The following is a 15,848-nucleotide window of genomic DNA, read 5'->3' on the forward strand; positions in this document are numbered from 1 at the left end:
AATACAATTCTACAAAGATAATTCTATGAACTATATTATAATGGTTAATCTCTAACTTCGTCTTTATTGATCTTAAAATGTCCGACAATATCATACGTGATCCAAATTTCAAAAGTTTCCGGGAAATATCGCGATCGTTGACGGTAGTGGAAAACGGACTGGAAGGCGCCCAAAAACTTCTTAAAAACCTTAAAATCGGAAGCACTCCTGTAATTGGCATTACCGGTCCACCGGGAGCTGGCAAAAGCACTTTGCTTGCCGGACTTATCGACGAGCTCCTTAAAGAAAATCTGTCCCTTGCAGTATTAGCTGTTGATCCTACTTCACCGTTCACATATGGCTCCTTGTTGGGAGACCGGATCAGGATGCAAAGTTACGCTACACATCCACAGCTATTTATACGCTCGGTTGCCACCAGGGGATCTCTGGGAGGACTGTCCGGAAAGATAATCGAGATGACAGATGTTCTGAAATCATATTCCTTCGACTACATATTTATTGAAACCGTCGGGGTTGGTCAGTCGGAGGTAGAAATAGCTAGCCTCGCCGATCTAACCATGGTGGTGTTGGTACCCGAATCAGGAGATGAAGTACAATCTATCAAAGCCGGAATTATGGAAATTGGCGACGCTTTTATAGTCAATAAAGCTGATCGGGAAGGAGCTGATCGATTCGAAAAGAACATCAGACTTTTATCATCAGAAATCCCCGTTTTTAAAACCGTTGCAACAACCGGCCGTGGACTGAGCGAGCTTGCAGCATTTATCAAATCATTCAAAATACTCCCCCAAAACCGGACATTAATCCTGGCAAAAAAAGCCTGGGAATTAATCAAAGAGCAACGTATGTCTGATATCAATCTTGCCACACTGGAGGAACAAATTACTGCCGCGAGAGCGGACGAAAACTTCAATATCTACAGCTTTGTTGAATCCAGAATCAAGAGTTCATAATTTCTTCAATTTCTTCCGCCTCAATAGGAATATCTGCCATTAAATCAATATTTCCGTCGGCGGTGATCAAAATATCGTTTTCCAGCCGGATTCCAAGTCCTTCTTCCCTGATGTATATTCCCGGTTCGCAGGTCAGGAGGTTGCCCGCTTCGAAAGGTTTGTAGCGGCTGGCAAAATCGTGAACATCAAGCCCCAGGTGATGTGATGTACCGTGCATGAAGTATTTCTTATAAAGGGGCATCGCCAGATTTTGACGTTCCACATCAAACTTGCTTAGTAAGCCGAGTCCGATCAATTGATCCGTCATTATTTTGCCGACTTCATCGTGGTATTCGTTCCAGATAGTACCAGGTACAAGCATTTTCTTTGCTTCTTTCATTACGTGCAAAACGGCTTTATAAACGTCTTTTTGGCGCTTGGTAAATTTACCGTTTACCGGGATGGAACGACTCAGGTCTGCATTGTAATTAGCATATTCGGCCGCAAAGTCGAACAAGATCACATCACCATCTTTACATACCTGATTATTATCATTATAATGAAGAATATTCGCATTGGCCCCTGAAGCGATTATAGGACTATATGCGTGTCCTGTTGCGCCTTGCTTTATAAACTCGTGAATGATTTCTGCCTCAATTTCGTATTCTTTTACCCCTGGCCTAACGAACCTCAAAACCCGCCTGAAGGCATCTCCGGTTATTCTGCAGGCTATATTTGTAAGCTCAACTTCAGCCTCCGACTTAATTACACGCAAATCGCGCATGATGGGCGCAGCCCGGTGATATTCGTGTAAGGGATATTTTTCTTTCAGCTGATTTATGAAACGAAGATCCCGGTAGGAGGCCTCGTTGCCAAAACGGTCGTTTTCATTTGTGTTTAGGTAAATTTTTTCGCTATAATTAATAACCGAAGAAACGATCGACCAGAGGTCTTCAAGCCAATAAACCGACAGAATTCCGGAGGCGTCTACTGCCTGCTCCTTTGTATATTTGTGTCCTTCCCATACTGCAATATGCTCATTCGTCTGTCTAATAAAAAGGACTTCTTTGTATAAGGGATTGGGGCAATCAGGATATAAAAATAAAATGGACTGCTCCTGATCTATTCCTGTAAGATAAAAAAAATCAGAATTTTGTTTGAAAGGAAATGTTTGGTCGCCGCTGCGTAAGTATTCGTCGTTAGAATTAAAAATGGCTATCGCATTGGTTTTCAGTTTACTTGTAAAATTTTTGCGATTCGTTTTAAACAATGTGACCTCGATCGGGTTATACTTCATAATTAAAAAACAAATTTAAATAAAAGATAAACCTTTTTGAAGTTGTAATGTTTAGCAGAATAATAGGAATGGTATTTGACAATTATTTGGTGATGTCAAACTTATAATTAATTTTGTGAAAAATTACGCAATTAAAATTGTTTAACCTTAAAAAAAACAAAGCATGAATTATTCTACAATTAAAAAAGTTGTTGCTTGTTCTATGGTAACGCTAGTAGGCTTCGCTGCTACAGCTCAGGAGACTACTACTACCACGACGACGACAACGAGCTCAACTGCCACAGTGTTTGGCGGAAGAGCCCAGTACAGAACATGGTCTCTGGGTGTTAACGCTGGTGTATTAGCACCAATTGTTCCTTTCGGAACTAACGATTACGCAGATTGGGAATCATCTTTAGGTTACGGAGCTTTCTTAAAGAAACAATTTGCACCTTCTTTCGGAATGAAATTAGATTTCCACAGAGGAAATGTTAAAGGTAATGCAGATAACAACGAAGGAAGATCATCAATTGCAGGAATGCCTGCTAGTTTTGATACAGAAATTCACTACGCTTTATCATTAAAAGGAGTAGTTAACGTTGGTACTATCGATTTCTTAAGAAGAGATAACGCTATCAATTTCTTTGTACAAGGTGGTGCTGGTTTAGTGAAATACAAACCATATCCAGGCGCAGCAGAAGATTTACAAAATGTTCGCGAGCTATTTATCCCCGTTGGAGCTGGTGTTAACTTCAAATTAGGTAATCGTGTTGCCTTAAACTTAGGTTACGATGCTAATTTCTTAGACGCTGACAACTTAGACGGTGTTTGGAGAAATGGTTCTTCTAACAAAGACAAATGGTCTTACGGTTACGCTGGTCTTGAGTTTTCTCTTGGAAGCTCTGCTAAACCTAGCTTAGAGTGGACTAATCCTATCGCTTTAATGTATGATGAATTGAAAGATCCTACATTACGTCAGGAAGTTGAAGCTTTAAAAACTCGCGTAAGCACTTTAGAGAACACAGTAAACCAACTTTCAGCTGATGCTGATGGTGATGGTGTTGCTGACAGATTCGACAAATGCCCTGGAACTCCAGCTGGTACTGTTGTTGATGGATCTGGTTGCCCTCTAACTCACCCTGAAGGTCTTGGTTTAACTACTGGCACTGCTGCTGGTTCTGTTATCCAGTTTGAGTTTGACAGTTCTGTATTAAGAACTTCATCTTACCCTGTTCTTGATGCTGTTTCTGCAGAACTAAGAGCTAATTCAGGATCAAATGCAACTTTAGAAGGCCACGCTTCTGCAGAAGGTACTGATGCTTACAACATGAATCTTTCAAGAGACAGAGCTAATTCAGTAAAAACTTACTTAGTTAACTCTGGTGTTGATGCAAACCGTCTAACTGTTAGAGCTTTCGGTGAAAGCCGTCCAGTTGCTTCTAACGAAACTGAAGAAGGACGTTCTCAAAACCGTCGTGTTGAGATCAAAAAATAAGATAATATAGTCTTAAGCATATTATCAAAACGGGCTTCAAAACGAAGCCCGTTTTTTATTTTAAATGAAATTGAAACCGGTGGTTATCCTACGTGTTATTTAAAATTATTTTAAGTTTGCAAGATGTATTTCTTCCGAAAAAAAGATCCCAATAGGCCGGAAAGCTTTAATCTTAAAGTAATGCATTTTATCAATGCCACTGCCATCCTTATTTTTCTGGCTGGCATTATTTATAAACTTATGGATTGGCTTACTTAATGAAAAAAATAATCAACACCAGTAAAGCTCCTGCGCCAATCGGCCCCTACAGTCAGGCTGTTCAGATAGACCAAACGCTATATGTGTCCGGACAAATAGCAATTGATCCCTCCAGTAATGAGCTGGTTATGGGTTCTGTTGAAGAAGAAAGTCATCAGGTAATGAGAAACCTGTCTGCAGTTTTATCAGAGGCTGGTTATTCCCTTGAAAATATTGTTAAAGCGACGATCTTCCTTTCTGATATGACTTTATTCCCTAAAGTAAACGAAGTATACGGATCATATTTTAATTCTGATTTCCCTGCTAGGGAAACGGTTGCTGTTGCAGGTTTACCAAAGGGTGTTAATGTAGAAATATCTATTATCGCTTGTAAAGACTAAACCTCCTTAGGCAATTGACGCATTTTTAGCAGCTTATTTGCAGCTATTATTTGTATTTCGGGCTTTTTCGGTTACCTATCCGTGCGCTCAATGCTTTTCCAACCGAACAAATTCTCCACGTTTCAAATCAGTTTTCTTTGGTCATTCTATAATTGATTGTTCTCTTTTTTAAAGGTTTTATCGGTCAGTTTGGAGGGATGCAAAAAAAAATTTAAAATCCAAAGTCTGATTTATTTCGTACCTAAGCCCTGAGTTCTTTTCTTAAATCAGGGCCCGAATGGAAGTACGCGGGATTGAGGACTTGCAAAAACCAAACCTGTGCTTGTTGGTTTTAGATTAACACTGCCAGATATGAATACAGTAGCTCAGTTTAATACGTTCTGTTCAAAATGCAGCGATTCTTTAACGCGGGGTTATAGTACTTCGTTCTATTCAGCTATCCAGCTCCTGAGGCGGGATATTCGGGATCCAATATGCGCCATATATGGCATGGTGCGACTGGCAGACGAGATAGTCGACACTTTTCACTCATTTGATAAGGAAGGTTTACTTACAGATTTTCGAAACGACACCTTTAAAGCCATTAAAGCGGGAATTAGTTTGAATCCGATTCTACAGAATTTTCAACTCGCGGTTCATAAATATACTATCGCGGACGATCTTATAAATGCCTTTTTTGATAGCATGGCTAAAGATCTGACGATAGCCACCTACCAAAACGAATCGGATTTTAAAAACTATATTTACGGTTCGGCCGAAGTGGTGGGCTTAATGTGTTTAAATGTCTTCTGTGAAGGCGATCGGGAGCTATTTAATTCTTTGAAAAAATACGCGAAGGCGCTGGGATCAGCATTTCAAAAAGTTAATTTTTTACGGGATTTACAGTCAGACATCGAAGACCTCGAAAGGTCGTACTTTCCGAGCTTTAAATCGAGTGGCTTTAATACTGCTCTGAAATCGAAAATTGAAAGGGATATTGAGGACGACTTTAAATTAGGGCATCAGGGCATCAAGAAACTGCCATTGAACGCTCGCTTTGGTGTATATGTAGCTTACAGATATTACCTTGCGCTATTTGAAAAGCTGAAACGAACGAATTCAACCCTGGTTCTGGAGAAGCGGATACGGATACCCAACCATATGAAAATGGTGATTGTACTGAAGGCAGGTTTGCGATCCCAACTCAATTTGATATAATGACATATGAAAAAGGTTATCCTGGTAGATGAAGAAGACGTCGAGATTGGCTCGATGGAAAAACTGGAGGCACACGAACGTGGGCTGCTTCACCGCGCCTTCTCTATATTTATCATGAATGACCGGAAGGAAATGCTATTGCAAAAAAGAGCCAATTCTAAATACCATTCGCCAGGTTTGTGGACCAATGCTTGTTGCAGCCACCCAGCCCCTGGCGAAACCGTTCTTACTGCGGCAAATCACCGGCTGAAGGAAGAATTAGGATTCAATTGCGTTCTGACGGAAATTGGCTCATTTTCCTACAAAACATCATTCAGTAACAACCTCACAGAACATGAGTTCGACCATGTGCTATTGGGCATATATAATGGCGGGATACAACCAGATCCTAATGAGGTGCAAGACTATAAATGGGTTTCAGTCCAGGAATTGGATGCGGATTTAACAGTAAATCGAGATAACTACACGTTCTGGTTTCACATTGCATATCCTATCCTTCAACACCACCTCGAGGTCAGAAACGCTTAATTAGCAATCCTTATCCGTATATTTATGTTAATCTATAAACCAGTGGTCGGATGGCTAAGTTTAATGATTTTAACAACCCCAGGGTCGCGGCGCTTCCTGCGCACCTGAAGCAGTTTATTGTAGACCAAAAATATGAACATTATACTCCCGTAGATCAGGCCGTGTGGAGGTATGTTATGCGTCAAAATTATAGTTACCTGAAGGATGTCGCCTATTATCCATATATCCCGGGCTTAAAAAAAGCAGGGTTAACTATTGAGAGGATTCCTGACTTGAAGGAGATGAACGATGCCCTGGGGAAAATAGGCTGGGGAGCCGTTACAGTCGACGGCTTCATTCCCCCCGCCGCCTTTATGGAATATCAGGCTTACCGGGTTCTGGTGATCGCCGCAGATATCCGGCAGCTAAAGCACATTGAATACACACCCGCACCAGATATTATTCATGAATCAGCAGGGCATGCGCCTATTATTGCAGAAAAAGATTACCATGAATATCTGAGCTATTTTGGCTCAATAGGCTCTAAGGCCATGTTCTCTGCACGCGACTTTGATCTGTATGAAGCTATACGTTCACTTTCTATTTTAAAAGAAATGCCTGATGCAGATCCGGATGAGATCGAGGAAGCTGAAAACATGGTTGCCTATTGCCAGCAGAATCTTGGAGAACCTTCAGAAATGGCCCTATTGAGCAGGCTCCATTGGTGGACGGTAGAATATGGGCTTATCGGAAGTTTGGACGACCCTAAAATATACGGAGCAGGTTTGCTATCATCGATTGGCGAAAGCGTTACCTGCATGCGGCCGGAAGTAAAAAAAATTTGGTACACCATAGACGCTATAAACTACCCCTACGATATTACTAAGCCGCAGCCACAACTGTTTGTAACTCCCAATTTTCAAAATCTCATTCATGTATTGGATGAGTTTGCCGATACCATGTCATTCCGGGTAGGCGGAGAACATGGATTAAAAAAAGCCATTGAGTGCAAAAATACCTGTACTGTAGTGTATAGTTCAGGCTTACAGGTCTCGGGAACAGTTACAGAGGTGCGGCTATCCGAAGCAGGCGACCCTTATTATATTAGACTATCCGGCCCTGCCGCTTTAGCCTATGGTGATAAGGAAATAGAAGGCCATGGAAAAGCTTATCATAAAGATGGTTTTAGTTCTCCTGTCGGAAGATTATCAGTATATAGTAAGCCCCTGGAAGATTTCGAAATCGGAAACTTAAAAGATATCGGGGTGGAAGCCGGGGAAACTGTACTATTGGAATTTGAAAGTGGAATACGCGTCTCTGGCAAGGTTGAAAATATCCTGACATTTGACGGTAAAGTTCAGATCATCACCTTTAGCGATTGTAGTGTAATTGGGAAAGATGGGGAAACCCTTTTTGAACCCTCATGGGGAGCTTATGATATGGCAGTAGGCTCTAAAATCACTTCTGTATTTTGTGGGGCCGCAGATAAAGGATCCTTTGAAGAGGCCGTCTATAAATCTTCCCGCGGAACTTATCATCCCCAATACGATTTATCAACTCTGGCTTTACACCAGATTTATCAGAAGGTAAGGGATATCAGACAGAGTAAAGGTAATGAGCACCTGCTTCCGGGATTATTTGAACAGATTCGAAAAGACCATCAGGATGACTGGTTGTGCCCCATTGAAATTTTGGAAATCCTTGAACAGGGAAATCTATATCAGGAAACAGCTACGCTAATTAGAACCTTCCTACAATATAAAATTCAAAGTAATCCCGAACTAAGGAAGCTAATATCTGACGGACTTTACCTTATTCAGCACCCCATCCCGCAAAGCTGATCAAAGATTACCACGCTTAGCTTGCTCACGCTCAATTGCCTCAAACAAGGCTTTAAAGTTTCCGGCGCCGAAAGAACGGGCCCCTTTGCGTTGGATGATCTCAAAAAATACCGTGGGCCGGTCTTCCAGGGGTTTTGTAAAAATTTGAAGTAAATATCCTTCTTCATCTCTGTCTACCAGGATGCCCAGCTGTTTCAAAGGTTCAAGATCCTCGTCTATATGTCCAACTCTGCTGATCAGATCGTCGTAATAGGTATTTGGAATGGTCAGGAATTCCACCCCACGATTCTTTAAGTCGCTTACTGTGGCCACAATATTATCTGTAGCTAATGCCATATGCTGAACACCTTCACCCTCATAAAACTCCAGATACTCCTCAATTTGTGATTTTTTCTTTCCTTCTGCCGGTTCGTTTATAGGGAATTTTACGTAACCGTTTCCATTACTCATTACTTTGCTCATCAAAGCAGAGTATTCGGTCGAAATGGTCTTATCATCAAAGGTTAGGATATTTTTAAAGCCTAAAACGTTCTCATAGAAATTCACCCAATTGTTCATTTTATTCCAGCCTACATTGCCTACGCAATGATCAATATACATGAGGCCTGTTGTCGGGGGATTATAATCTGATTGCAAAACTTTGTACCCGGGTAAAAACGGCCCTGTGTAGTTTTTTCGCTCAATAAATAAATGGACCGTTTCACCATACAGCTTAATCCCGCTGGTTTTTACTTCACCCCATTCATCCCTGAGTGTTTGCGGTTGCTGATAGGGAAGAGCACCTCTTTTAGCCGTTTGCTCAAATGCATCATAAGCATCTTCCACTAATAAAGCCAGAACCTTCACCCCATCGCCATGCTTTTTTATATGATCAGAAACATAGCTATCTGATTTTAAGGGCGAGGTCAGCACCAGCCGGATCTTACCCTGTTGTAAAACATATGATGCCCGGTCGCGCACGCCGGTTTCCGGACCAGCATAAGCCAGACTTTGAAAACCAAAAGCCGTTTTATAAAAATACGCCGCCTGCTTTGCGTTGCCCACGTAGAATTCTGCATAATCCGTTCCTAACAGCGGCAAAAAATCCTTTTCTGCCTGTTCTTTAGTTTCTGCTTCCATGATTAACTCTGGCTCCAGCTTTTGTAATAATTCCCGTCTTCAATTTTAAGAGCTTCTTCGGTAAGCATAAGTGGTCGAAACGGATCGATCATGACCGCAAGTTCGTCCGTTGATTCCTTGCCAATAGATTGTTCTACTGTACCGGGATGCGGTCCGTGCGGTATACCACCAGGATGAAGTGTAATCTGCCCCTTTACAACACTTTTTCGGCTCATAAAATCCCCATCAACATAATATAAAAGTTCATCACTGTCTATATTACTATGATTGTATGGGGCGGGAATAGACTGCGGGTGATAATCGTATTTACGTGGCACGAATGAACAAATCACAAAGTTATTTCCCTCAAAAGTTTGATGCACCGGCGGTGGCTGATGCAACCTCCCCGTTATCGGTTCAAAATCGTGAATGGAAAATGCCCAGGGATAATGATATCCATCCCAGCCCACAAAATCAAACGGATGCGTTCCATAGATATATGGGTAGATTAAACCTTGTTTTTTTATTAATATTTTGAAGTCACCCTTCTCATCATGCGTTTCCAGATCCGACGGCCGTTTTATATCACGTTCACAGTAAGGCGAGTGTTCCATTAATTGCCCAAATTTATTCCTGTAACGCTGGGGAGTGCGTATCGGACTGAAGCTCTCCACAATAAACAACCTGTTTTCGGCACCATTAAACTCAATTTGGTAAATGGTTCCGCGGGGAATAACAAGGTAATCTCCGTACGAAAACTTAATTTTTCCAAAACCCGTTTTTAAAGTCCCCGACCCAACATGTACGAACAGTACTTCATCAGCCTGACTATTTTTATAAAAATAATCAACCATCGACTGGCGCGGAGCTGCCAGTGAGATATGCAGATCGCTATTGACTAACACGGCTTTTCGACTCTCCAGGTAATCGTTTTGCGGCTCAATATTGAATCCCAGCAAGCTGGTATGTTTGAGATGCTTTTCCCGGGCAATTTTTGGCTCTACAGAATAAGGCTCGCCCAAGGCTTTAACAATAGTCGGTGGATAAGCGTGATACACCAACGAATACAAGCTTGAAAAGCCTTCGGTGGATACCAGCTCTTCGGCATATAATGTGCCGTCTGGCTTACGGAATATAGTATGCCGCTTTAATGGAATCTTCCCCAAAGAACGATAAACTGGCATATTTATTTGGTTTATAAATTAATAACAGTGAGAATTCTGAAAGGTGTTAGGAAGATAAACGGCAGACTAAAATTGCGCAAAGACAAGAGGCGTCAGTATCTCGTCGCGAAAGCATGCTATCGTCTTTTTTGCAATAGCTAACTGCGCTGAATATGTATAGTTTGAACAAGCCATCTTTATGAACTAATTTACCTTAAATAGGTTATATAAACAACTGTTAATAGAAATTCAGTATTTTAACCGATAACCTTCCTTGTATGAAGCTAGTATCCTATAGAACTGAGAATCAGGAACATTTAGGCACGTTTATTAATGGGCACATTTATAACCTCCATTCCTGCGACAAACTAATTCCAGACAATATGAACCAGTTTTTATGGGAAGGAGAAGAAATAATGCAGCATGCTCTGCGTGCAGACAGAGATATCAGAACGGGCAAAATCACAGCCAAAGAAGAAGTATTCTACGAGATCTTAGCTCCTGTACCTCACCCGGGCTCCTGTCGCGATGGTTATGCCTTTCGTCAACATGTCGAAGCCGCCCGCCGAAACCGAAGGGTTGAGATGATCCCGGAGTTTGACCAATATCCAATATTTTATTTTACTAATCATAACTCGATTATAGGACCCGGCGACGTAATGTGCATGCCAGATCATTTTGAAAAATTAGATTTCGAACTGGAAGTTGCTGTTGTTCTGAATAAAAAAGGAAAAAACATCAAAGCCTCTGAGGCGGATGCATATATTGCGGGCTATATGATCATGAACGATCTAAGCGCAAGAACGCTTCAGATGGAAGAAATGCTCTTAAATCTGGGGCCAGCGAAAGGGAAGGATTTTGCCACTGCCATCGGGCCATGGCTGGTTACTCCAGATGAGCTGGAGCCATACAAAGTCCCGGCAAAAGGAGGGCACACAGGTAACTGTTATAATCTTGAAATGAAATGTGAGGTTAACGGCATTCGGGTTTCTGCCGGTACTATGGCTGATATGGATTGGACCTTTGCCGAAATTATCGAACGTTGTTCTTACGGATGTGAGGTATTGCCCGGAGATGTTATTGGTTCGGGCACCGTTGGCACGGGATGTTTCCTTGAATTAAATGGAACCGGATTGTTGAACAATCCAGACTATAAAACGCAATGGCTCCAGCCGGGCGATTTGGTTGAAATGGAAGTAACCGGCCTTGGCCGTTTAAGCAATACCATTAAAGCAGAAGAAACCGACTGGTCGATCCTAAAATTAAAAAAAGGAAAATCTCAGGCGTAATGATAACTCTCAAATCATCCGAACTCACTGCAGCAGAACTACAGAATTACCTGCAATATGCTATCGCCCCGCGGCCAATATGCCTGGCATCCACTATCGATGTCGAAGGCCATGTCAACCTGAGTCCGTTTAGTTTTTTCAATATGTTTAGCATTAATCCGCCTATCTGCGTTTTCTCGCCCTCACGGCGTGTAAGAGACAATACCACTAAACATACTCTGGAAAATATTAAGCTGGTGCCGGAGTGTGTAATAAACATAGTAAACTATGATATGGTGCAGCAAACATCTTTATCCAGTGTTGAATACCCGAAAGGAACCGATGAATTTGTCAAATCGGGTTTAACGCCTGTTGAATCTGTACTGGTTAAACCTCCCAGAGTTGCCCAGTCGCCAGTACAACTGGAGTGCATTATCAAAAACATTATTTCCTTGGGAGAAGCCGCAGGCTCTGGCAATATGGTGATTGCGGAAGTTAAACTGATACACATCAATCCCGCAATATTAGATGCAAATCAAAAGATTGACCAGGAAAAAATAGATCTCGTTGCCCGGTTAGGTGGAGATTGGTACTGCCGCGTAACAAAAGAAACCCTGTTTAAAGTTACTAAACCCAATAGAAATATAGGCATTGGGGTAGACGCATTGCCAGTTTCGATACGTCAATCCTCCATACTCACGGGAAACGATTTAGGGCAGTTAGGAAATGTGGAGAGCTTGCCTGACGAAACGAGCATCAATTCGTATTGCACCCAAAACGAAGAACTACAAAAATTGCTTTTATCGACAAAAAACAATACCATTTTGCGACGTGAAGCCTTGCACTCGCTTGCAAAAACATTATTAATTACTTCGAATGTAGAGGAGGCCTGGAAAGTTCTGCTGGCTGACGATGAGTTAAACAAAGAGGATTAAACCTCCTTGTTTAACATATCAAGACCTTTCCGAATTCTCAATATTGATTCTTCTTTCCCAATAATTGAGGCTATCTCGAATACCGCAGGGCCAAATTTGCCACCAACCAGCATAATTCTGAAGGGAAGCATCACATCGCCGACCTTCAAACTCTTCTCTTCGGCAAGTGATTTGAAAGCCACCTCCAGGTTCGTAGGAGAGTGATCGGTTATCGCGTTCAGAATCTCGCTGTATGCTACAAAAAATGAAGCCTTCTCTGCAGTCCACTTAGGCGACACAGAGCTGAAATCGTACACTCGCGGGTTTTCAAAGAAATATCCCGCCTGCGAAATAAAATCAGTCAATAGAGTACAGCGGTCTTTTACCAGATCAATTACCACAGACAATTTTCTTTCATCAGCAATCTGTATATTGTTGGCACCAAAAACCTCAAGAACTTTTTCCTTCAGCTTTTGCCCCTCAATTTTCTTAATCCACTCGGCGTTGTACCATTGAGCTTTTTCAAAGTCAAATTTGGCGCCTGATTTATTAACTCTATCGATAGAGAATTTTTCGATAAGCTCTTCCATTGAAAATAATTCCTGATCGGTGCCATCGTTCCATCCAAGCATCGCCAAAAGGTTAACAAAGGCTTCGGGTAAAAAGCCCATTTCGCGAAAGCCCTGGGTTAATTCATTCGTTTGGGGATCAATCCAGTTCATGGCATAAACCGGAAAACCGAGACGTGCGCCATCACGTTTACTTAATTTGCCATGGCCGTCTGGCTTTAAAATTAAGGGTAAATGTGCCCATTTCGGCATGGAGTCTTCCCAACCAAGATATTTCCATAGTAAAATATGGACCGGAGCAGACGGCAACCATTCTTCACCTCGAAATGCATGAGTAATTTTCATCAGATAATCGTCCACCACAACAGCTAAATGATAGGTCGGCATTCCATCTGCTTTAAGCAGGACTTTATCATCTACCAAGGATGTTTCAAAACTCACCTCTTGGCGAATCATGTCATCAAATGAGACAGTTTCATTCTGTGGGACTTTAATACGGATAACATGAGGCACTCCGCCAGCCAGCAACTGCTTAACCTCTTCTTCGGAAAGAGAGATAGAGTTTCGCATCTCCTGCCTGTGTGCGTGGCCATATTGGAAATTCGGCAGCTCCGACCGTTTTTTATCTAAGTCTTCCGGCGTATCGAATGCATAATACGCATATCCATCTGCAACTAATTGCTCAGCATACTGCCGGTAAAGCGCCTTTCTCTCGCTTTGGCGATAGGGCCCGTATTCTCCCCCAAAATCAGGACCCTCATCAGGGATGATACCACACCAATTCAAACACTCAATAATATATTGCTCGGCACCCTCTACATATCGGGTCTGATCGGTATCTTCAATACGAAGTACAAAATCGCCACCTTGTTGCCTCGCAAATAAGTAGTTAAAAAGAACCGTTCTTACTCCGCCTAAATGCAGGCCTCCGGTTGGACTGGGAGCAAAACGAACACGAACCTTCTCGGACATAATTATGGAATTAGTTCGCAAAGATAGATTTCCTATTACAAGCCACTTAATTTTTTTCTCCGGTTTCGGTCAGAGTATCACCGGGTTTGTTCATAGCATTCTTCCTTGTCGGCGAAAACACCTTTTCAAGCGCCGGATACTGGCTGGGAAACGTGAAATTTTACCTTCTCCTGATCCCAATTTTAAAATAATGCTGGAAAAAATCTTAAATCTGAGTATCTTTGCCTACTTTTTCTATAGACTATGCATTTGACATAGAGGAGAATACCCAAATGACACAAATTCTTAAAGATAGAGTCGCCGAGTTATCTGCTAAAGTTCAGAGTCTTCCCCCTAAAGAGGCACTGGCATTGTTGGCTCAGGAATTCGCTGGCAAGATTATTTTCTCAAGCAGCTTTAGCTGGGAAGATCAGGCTATCTCGCACATTATTTTCTCAAATAATATCCCTATTAAAGTTTTCACTCTTGATACCGGCCGTTTGTTTACAGAAACGTATTACGTATGGAGCAGAACTACAGAAATGTATAATGCCAAGATTGAGGCTTATTATCCCAACCAACAACTACTACAAGAGTTTGTCACCGAAAAAGGCCCGAATTCATTCTACGAGTCTGTTGAAAACCGTAAAGGATGTTGTTACATCCGTAAAGTTGAGCCTTTGCAACGTGCTCTGTCAGGCAACGAAATCTGGGTAACCGGCTTGCGGGCTGAGCATTCTCCCGAAAGGCATGATCTGCCTATTTTAGAGTGGGATGAAACTAATAACATTATCAAATTCCATCCCTTGCTTCATTGGACAACAGACGAAGTAAGGTCGTTTATAAATACCAACGGAATTCCATACAACACCTTACACGATAAGGGGTTCGTAAGTATTGGATGCCAGCCGTGTACCCGTGCAATTATGCCGGGCGATGATTTTAGAGCCGGCCGCTGGTGGTGGGAAGATAAAGCAAGCAAAGAATGCGGATTACACGCCCATTCTTAAAAATTTGAAAAAAAATTTATGTCGCAATTTAAATTAGATTACCTGGACCTTCTTGAGGCAGAATCGATTCACATTATGCGTGAAGTGGCAGGGCAGTTTGAGCGTCCGGCTCTTTTGTTTTCCGGAGGAAAAGATTCAATTACCCTGGTTCAATTAGCTCTTAAGGCGTTTAAGCCAGGAAAAATTCCCTTTCCATTAGTTCACATTGACACAGGTCATAACTTTCCTGAAGCAATTAAATACCGCGATGAAGTAGTGGAAAGAACCGGTGCAAAACTTATTGTAAGAAACGTTGCAGACACGATTAAAGCAAAGGGATTGAAAGAACAGACCGGAAAGTTCGCCTCCAGAAATGCCTTGCAGTCTTATACATTATTAGACACTATCGAAGAATTTGGTTTCGACGCCTGTATTGGTGGCGCTCGCCGCGATGAGGAAAAAGCCAGAGCGAAAGAGCGGATCTTTTCTGTAAGAGATGAATTTGGCGCCTGGGACCCGAAAAGACAAAGACCTGAGCTTTGGAATCTCTACAACGGTAAAATAGCTAAAGGCGAAAATGTTCGTGTGTTCCCCATCAGCAACTGGGTAGAGCTCGATGTTTGGAATTACATCAAACGTGAGAATATCGAACTTCCGTCAATATATTTCACTCATGAACGGGAAGTTCTAGTGCATGGCGAATACCTGGTAGCGGTTTCTCCTTTTATCCGTATTGATGAAGGTGATGTTATTGAAACCAGAAGAGTTCGTTACCGAACTGTTGGCGACATGACCTGCACAGCAGCTGTAGAATCAACCGCTTCAACAATTGACGATATCGTAGCAGAAATTCACAAAACAAACATCAGCGAACGTGGTGAAACGCGGATTGATGACCAGGTTTCGGAAGCTGCTATGGAAGACAGAAAGAAGAACGGGTACTTTTAAATCAGATTTGAGAGGTTAGATATAGATTTGAGACAAATTTCATATCTAAGCCTTCGGATCAC

General features: G+C 41.9%; 15 protein-coding genes. 11 read left to right on the plus strand and 4 right to left on the minus strand.

Translation table 11 applies throughout. The features are described 5' to 3' along the window. Positions 1 to 77: 77 nt before the first annotated feature. Positions 78 to 953, plus strand: coding sequence for a methylmalonyl Co-A mutase-associated GTPase MeaB (gene meaB / locus J3P43_RS02555; protein WP_255898675.1), 876 nt, complete (start codon positions 78 to 80; stop codon positions 951 to 953). Here meaB and J3P43_RS02560 read toward each other — a convergent pair. Continuing rightward, positions 940 to 2,229 (minus strand): aminopeptidase P family protein, encoded by a 1,290-nt coding sequence (locus J3P43_RS02560; protein WP_255898677.1) that lies wholly within the window; start codon positions 2,227 to 2,229, stop codon positions 940 to 942. The genes meaB and J3P43_RS02560 overlap by 14 nt on opposite strands. Before the next feature lie 163 nt (positions 2,230 to 2,392). Between J3P43_RS02560 and J3P43_RS02565 the strand changes: the two genes are divergently transcribed. The 6 genes from J3P43_RS02565 (at position 2,393) to J3P43_RS02585 (ending at position 7,886) form a co-directional block, all read left to right on the plus strand. Continuing rightward, entirely contained in the window at positions 2,393 to 3,703 is a 1,311-nt protein-coding gene (locus J3P43_RS02565) for an OmpA family protein (RefSeq protein ID WP_255898679.1), read from the plus strand. Positions 3,704 to 3,826: 123 nt separating this feature from the next. Next, positions 3,827 to 3,961, plus strand: coding sequence for a DUF6728 family protein (locus J3P43_RS19645; RefSeq protein ID WP_369414773.1), 135 nt, complete (start codon positions 3,827 to 3,829; stop codon positions 3,959 to 3,961). Continuing rightward, a complete protein-coding gene (locus J3P43_RS02570; RefSeq protein WP_255898681.1) occupies positions 3,961 to 4,341 on the plus strand; it encodes a RidA family protein in 381 nt (126 codons plus the stop codon). Before J3P43_RS19645 ends, J3P43_RS02570 begins: the two co-directional genes overlap by 1 nt. Before the next feature lie 351 nt (positions 4,342 to 4,692). After that, positions 4,693 to 5,538 (plus strand): phytoene/squalene synthase family protein, encoded by an 846-nt coding sequence (locus tag J3P43_RS02575; protein WP_255898683.1) that lies wholly within the window; start codon positions 4,693 to 4,695, stop codon positions 5,536 to 5,538. A gap of 6 nt (positions 5,539 to 5,544) precedes the next feature. Beyond that, the gene (gene idi, locus J3P43_RS02580; RefSeq protein ID WP_255898685.1) at positions 5,545 to 6,066 is read left to right on the plus strand and encodes an isopentenyl-diphosphate Delta-isomerase; all 522 of its coding nucleotides are present in this window, start codon (positions 5,545 to 5,547) and stop codon (positions 6,064 to 6,066) included. A gap of 50 nt (positions 6,067 to 6,116) precedes the next feature. Then, positions 6,117 to 7,886, plus strand: coding sequence for an aromatic amino acid hydroxylase (locus J3P43_RS02585; RefSeq protein WP_255898687.1), 1,770 nt, complete (start codon positions 6,117 to 6,119; stop codon positions 7,884 to 7,886). On the opposite strand, the gene hppD is transcribed toward J3P43_RS02585, so the two are convergent. Both hppD and J3P43_RS02595 read right to left on the minus strand, forming a co-directional pair. Next, on the minus strand, positions 7,887 to 9,005 hold the full coding sequence (gene hppD, locus J3P43_RS02590; protein WP_255898689.1) for a 4-hydroxyphenylpyruvate dioxygenase: 1,119 nt from the start codon (positions 9,003 to 9,005) through the stop codon (positions 7,887 to 7,889). A 2-nt stretch (positions 9,006 to 9,007) separates the two neighbouring features. Then, positions 9,008 to 10,168, minus strand: a complete 1,161-nt coding sequence (locus tag J3P43_RS02595; RefSeq protein WP_255898691.1) for a homogentisate 1,2-dioxygenase — start codon at positions 10,166 to 10,168, stop codon at positions 9,008 to 9,010. A 257-nt stretch (positions 10,169 to 10,425) separates the two neighbouring features. Between J3P43_RS02595 and J3P43_RS02600 the strand changes: the two genes are divergently transcribed. Continuing rightward, the gene (locus tag J3P43_RS02600) at positions 10,426 to 11,436 is read left to right on the plus strand and encodes a fumarylacetoacetate hydrolase family protein (RefSeq protein WP_255898693.1); all 1,011 of its coding nucleotides are present in this window, start codon (positions 10,426 to 10,428) and stop codon (positions 11,434 to 11,436) included. Continuing rightward, positions 11,436 to 12,350, plus strand: a complete 915-nt coding sequence (locus J3P43_RS02605; protein WP_255898695.1) for a flavin reductase family protein — start codon at positions 11,436 to 11,438, stop codon at positions 12,348 to 12,350. The genes J3P43_RS02600 and J3P43_RS02605 overlap by 1 nt, the downstream gene beginning before the upstream one ends. Here J3P43_RS02605 and gltX read toward each other — a convergent pair. Next, positions 12,347 to 13,870 carry a glutamate--tRNA ligase gene (gltX, locus tag J3P43_RS02610; RefSeq protein WP_255898697.1) on the minus strand — a complete coding sequence of 508 codons (1,524 nt, stop codon included), beginning with the start codon at positions 13,868 to 13,870 and terminating at the stop codon, positions 12,347 to 12,349. The two genes, J3P43_RS02605 and gltX, sit on opposite strands and share 4 nt — an antisense overlap. A 272-nt stretch (positions 13,871 to 14,142) precedes the next feature. Between gltX and J3P43_RS02615 the strand changes: the two genes are divergently transcribed. Both J3P43_RS02615 and cysD read left to right on the plus strand, forming a co-directional pair. Continuing rightward, positions 14,143 to 14,859 carry a phosphoadenylyl-sulfate reductase gene (locus J3P43_RS02615; protein ID WP_255898699.1) on the plus strand — a complete coding sequence of 239 codons (717 nt, stop codon included), beginning with the start codon at positions 14,143 to 14,145 and terminating at the stop codon, positions 14,857 to 14,859. A gap of 18 nt (positions 14,860 to 14,877) precedes the next feature. Continuing rightward, positions 14,878 to 15,786, plus strand: coding sequence for a sulfate adenylyltransferase subunit CysD (gene cysD / locus J3P43_RS02620; RefSeq protein ID WP_255898701.1), 909 nt, complete (start codon positions 14,878 to 14,880; stop codon positions 15,784 to 15,786). Positions 15,787 to 15,848 lie beyond the last annotated feature (62 nt).

Source organism: Paradesertivirga mongoliensis (genome assembly GCF_024436395.1).
Taxonomy (GTDB): Bacteria; Bacteroidota; Bacteroidia; order Sphingobacteriales; family Sphingobacteriaceae; genus Paradesertivirga; species Paradesertivirga mongoliensis.

What these genes read in the sequence shown, in the direction of transcription:
- meaB (WP_255898675.1), top strand. Translation starts at nt 78, where the DNA reads ATGTCCGACAATATCATACGTGATCCAAATTTCAAAAGTTTCCGGGAA.
- J3P43_RS02560 (WP_255898677.1), bottom strand. Translation starts at nt 2,229, where the DNA reads ATGAAGTATAACCCGATCGAGGTCACATTGTTTAAAACGAATCGCAAA.
- J3P43_RS02565 (WP_255898679.1), top strand. Translation starts at nt 2,393, where the DNA reads ATGAATTATTCTACAATTAAAAAAGTTGTTGCTTGTTCTATGGTAACG.
- J3P43_RS19645 (WP_369414773.1), top strand. Translation starts at nt 3,827, where the DNA reads ATGTATTTCTTCCGAAAAAAAGATCCCAATAGGCCGGAAAGCTTTAAT.
- J3P43_RS02570 (WP_255898681.1), top strand. Translation starts at nt 3,961, where the DNA reads ATGAAAAAAATAATCAACACCAGTAAAGCTCCTGCGCCAATCGGCCCC.
- J3P43_RS02575 (WP_255898683.1), top strand. Translation starts at nt 4,693, where the DNA reads ATGAATACAGTAGCTCAGTTTAATACGTTCTGTTCAAAATGCAGCGAT.
- idi (WP_255898685.1), top strand. Translation starts at nt 5,545, where the DNA reads ATGAAAAAGGTTATCCTGGTAGATGAAGAAGACGTCGAGATTGGCTCG.
- J3P43_RS02585 (WP_255898687.1), top strand. Translation starts at nt 6,117, where the DNA reads ATGGCTAAGTTTAATGATTTTAACAACCCCAGGGTCGCGGCGCTTCCT.
- hppD (WP_255898689.1), bottom strand. Translation starts at nt 9,005, where the DNA reads ATGGAAGCAGAAACTAAAGAACAGGCAGAAAAGGATTTTTTGCCGCTG.
- J3P43_RS02595 (WP_255898691.1), bottom strand. Translation starts at nt 10,168, where the DNA reads ATGCCAGTTTATCGTTCTTTGGGGAAGATTCCATTAAAGCGGCATACT.
- J3P43_RS02600 (WP_255898693.1), top strand. Translation starts at nt 10,426, where the DNA reads ATGAAGCTAGTATCCTATAGAACTGAGAATCAGGAACATTTAGGCACG.
- J3P43_RS02605 (WP_255898695.1), top strand. Translation starts at nt 11,436, where the DNA reads ATGATAACTCTCAAATCATCCGAACTCACTGCAGCAGAACTACAGAAT.
- gltX (WP_255898697.1), bottom strand. Translation starts at nt 13,870, where the DNA reads ATGTCCGAGAAGGTTCGTGTTCGTTTTGCTCCCAGTCCAACCGGAGGC.
- J3P43_RS02615 (WP_255898699.1), top strand. Translation starts at nt 14,143, where the DNA reads ATGACACAAATTCTTAAAGATAGAGTCGCCGAGTTATCTGCTAAAGTT.
- cysD (WP_255898701.1), top strand. Translation starts at nt 14,878, where the DNA reads ATGTCGCAATTTAAATTAGATTACCTGGACCTTCTTGAGGCAGAATCG.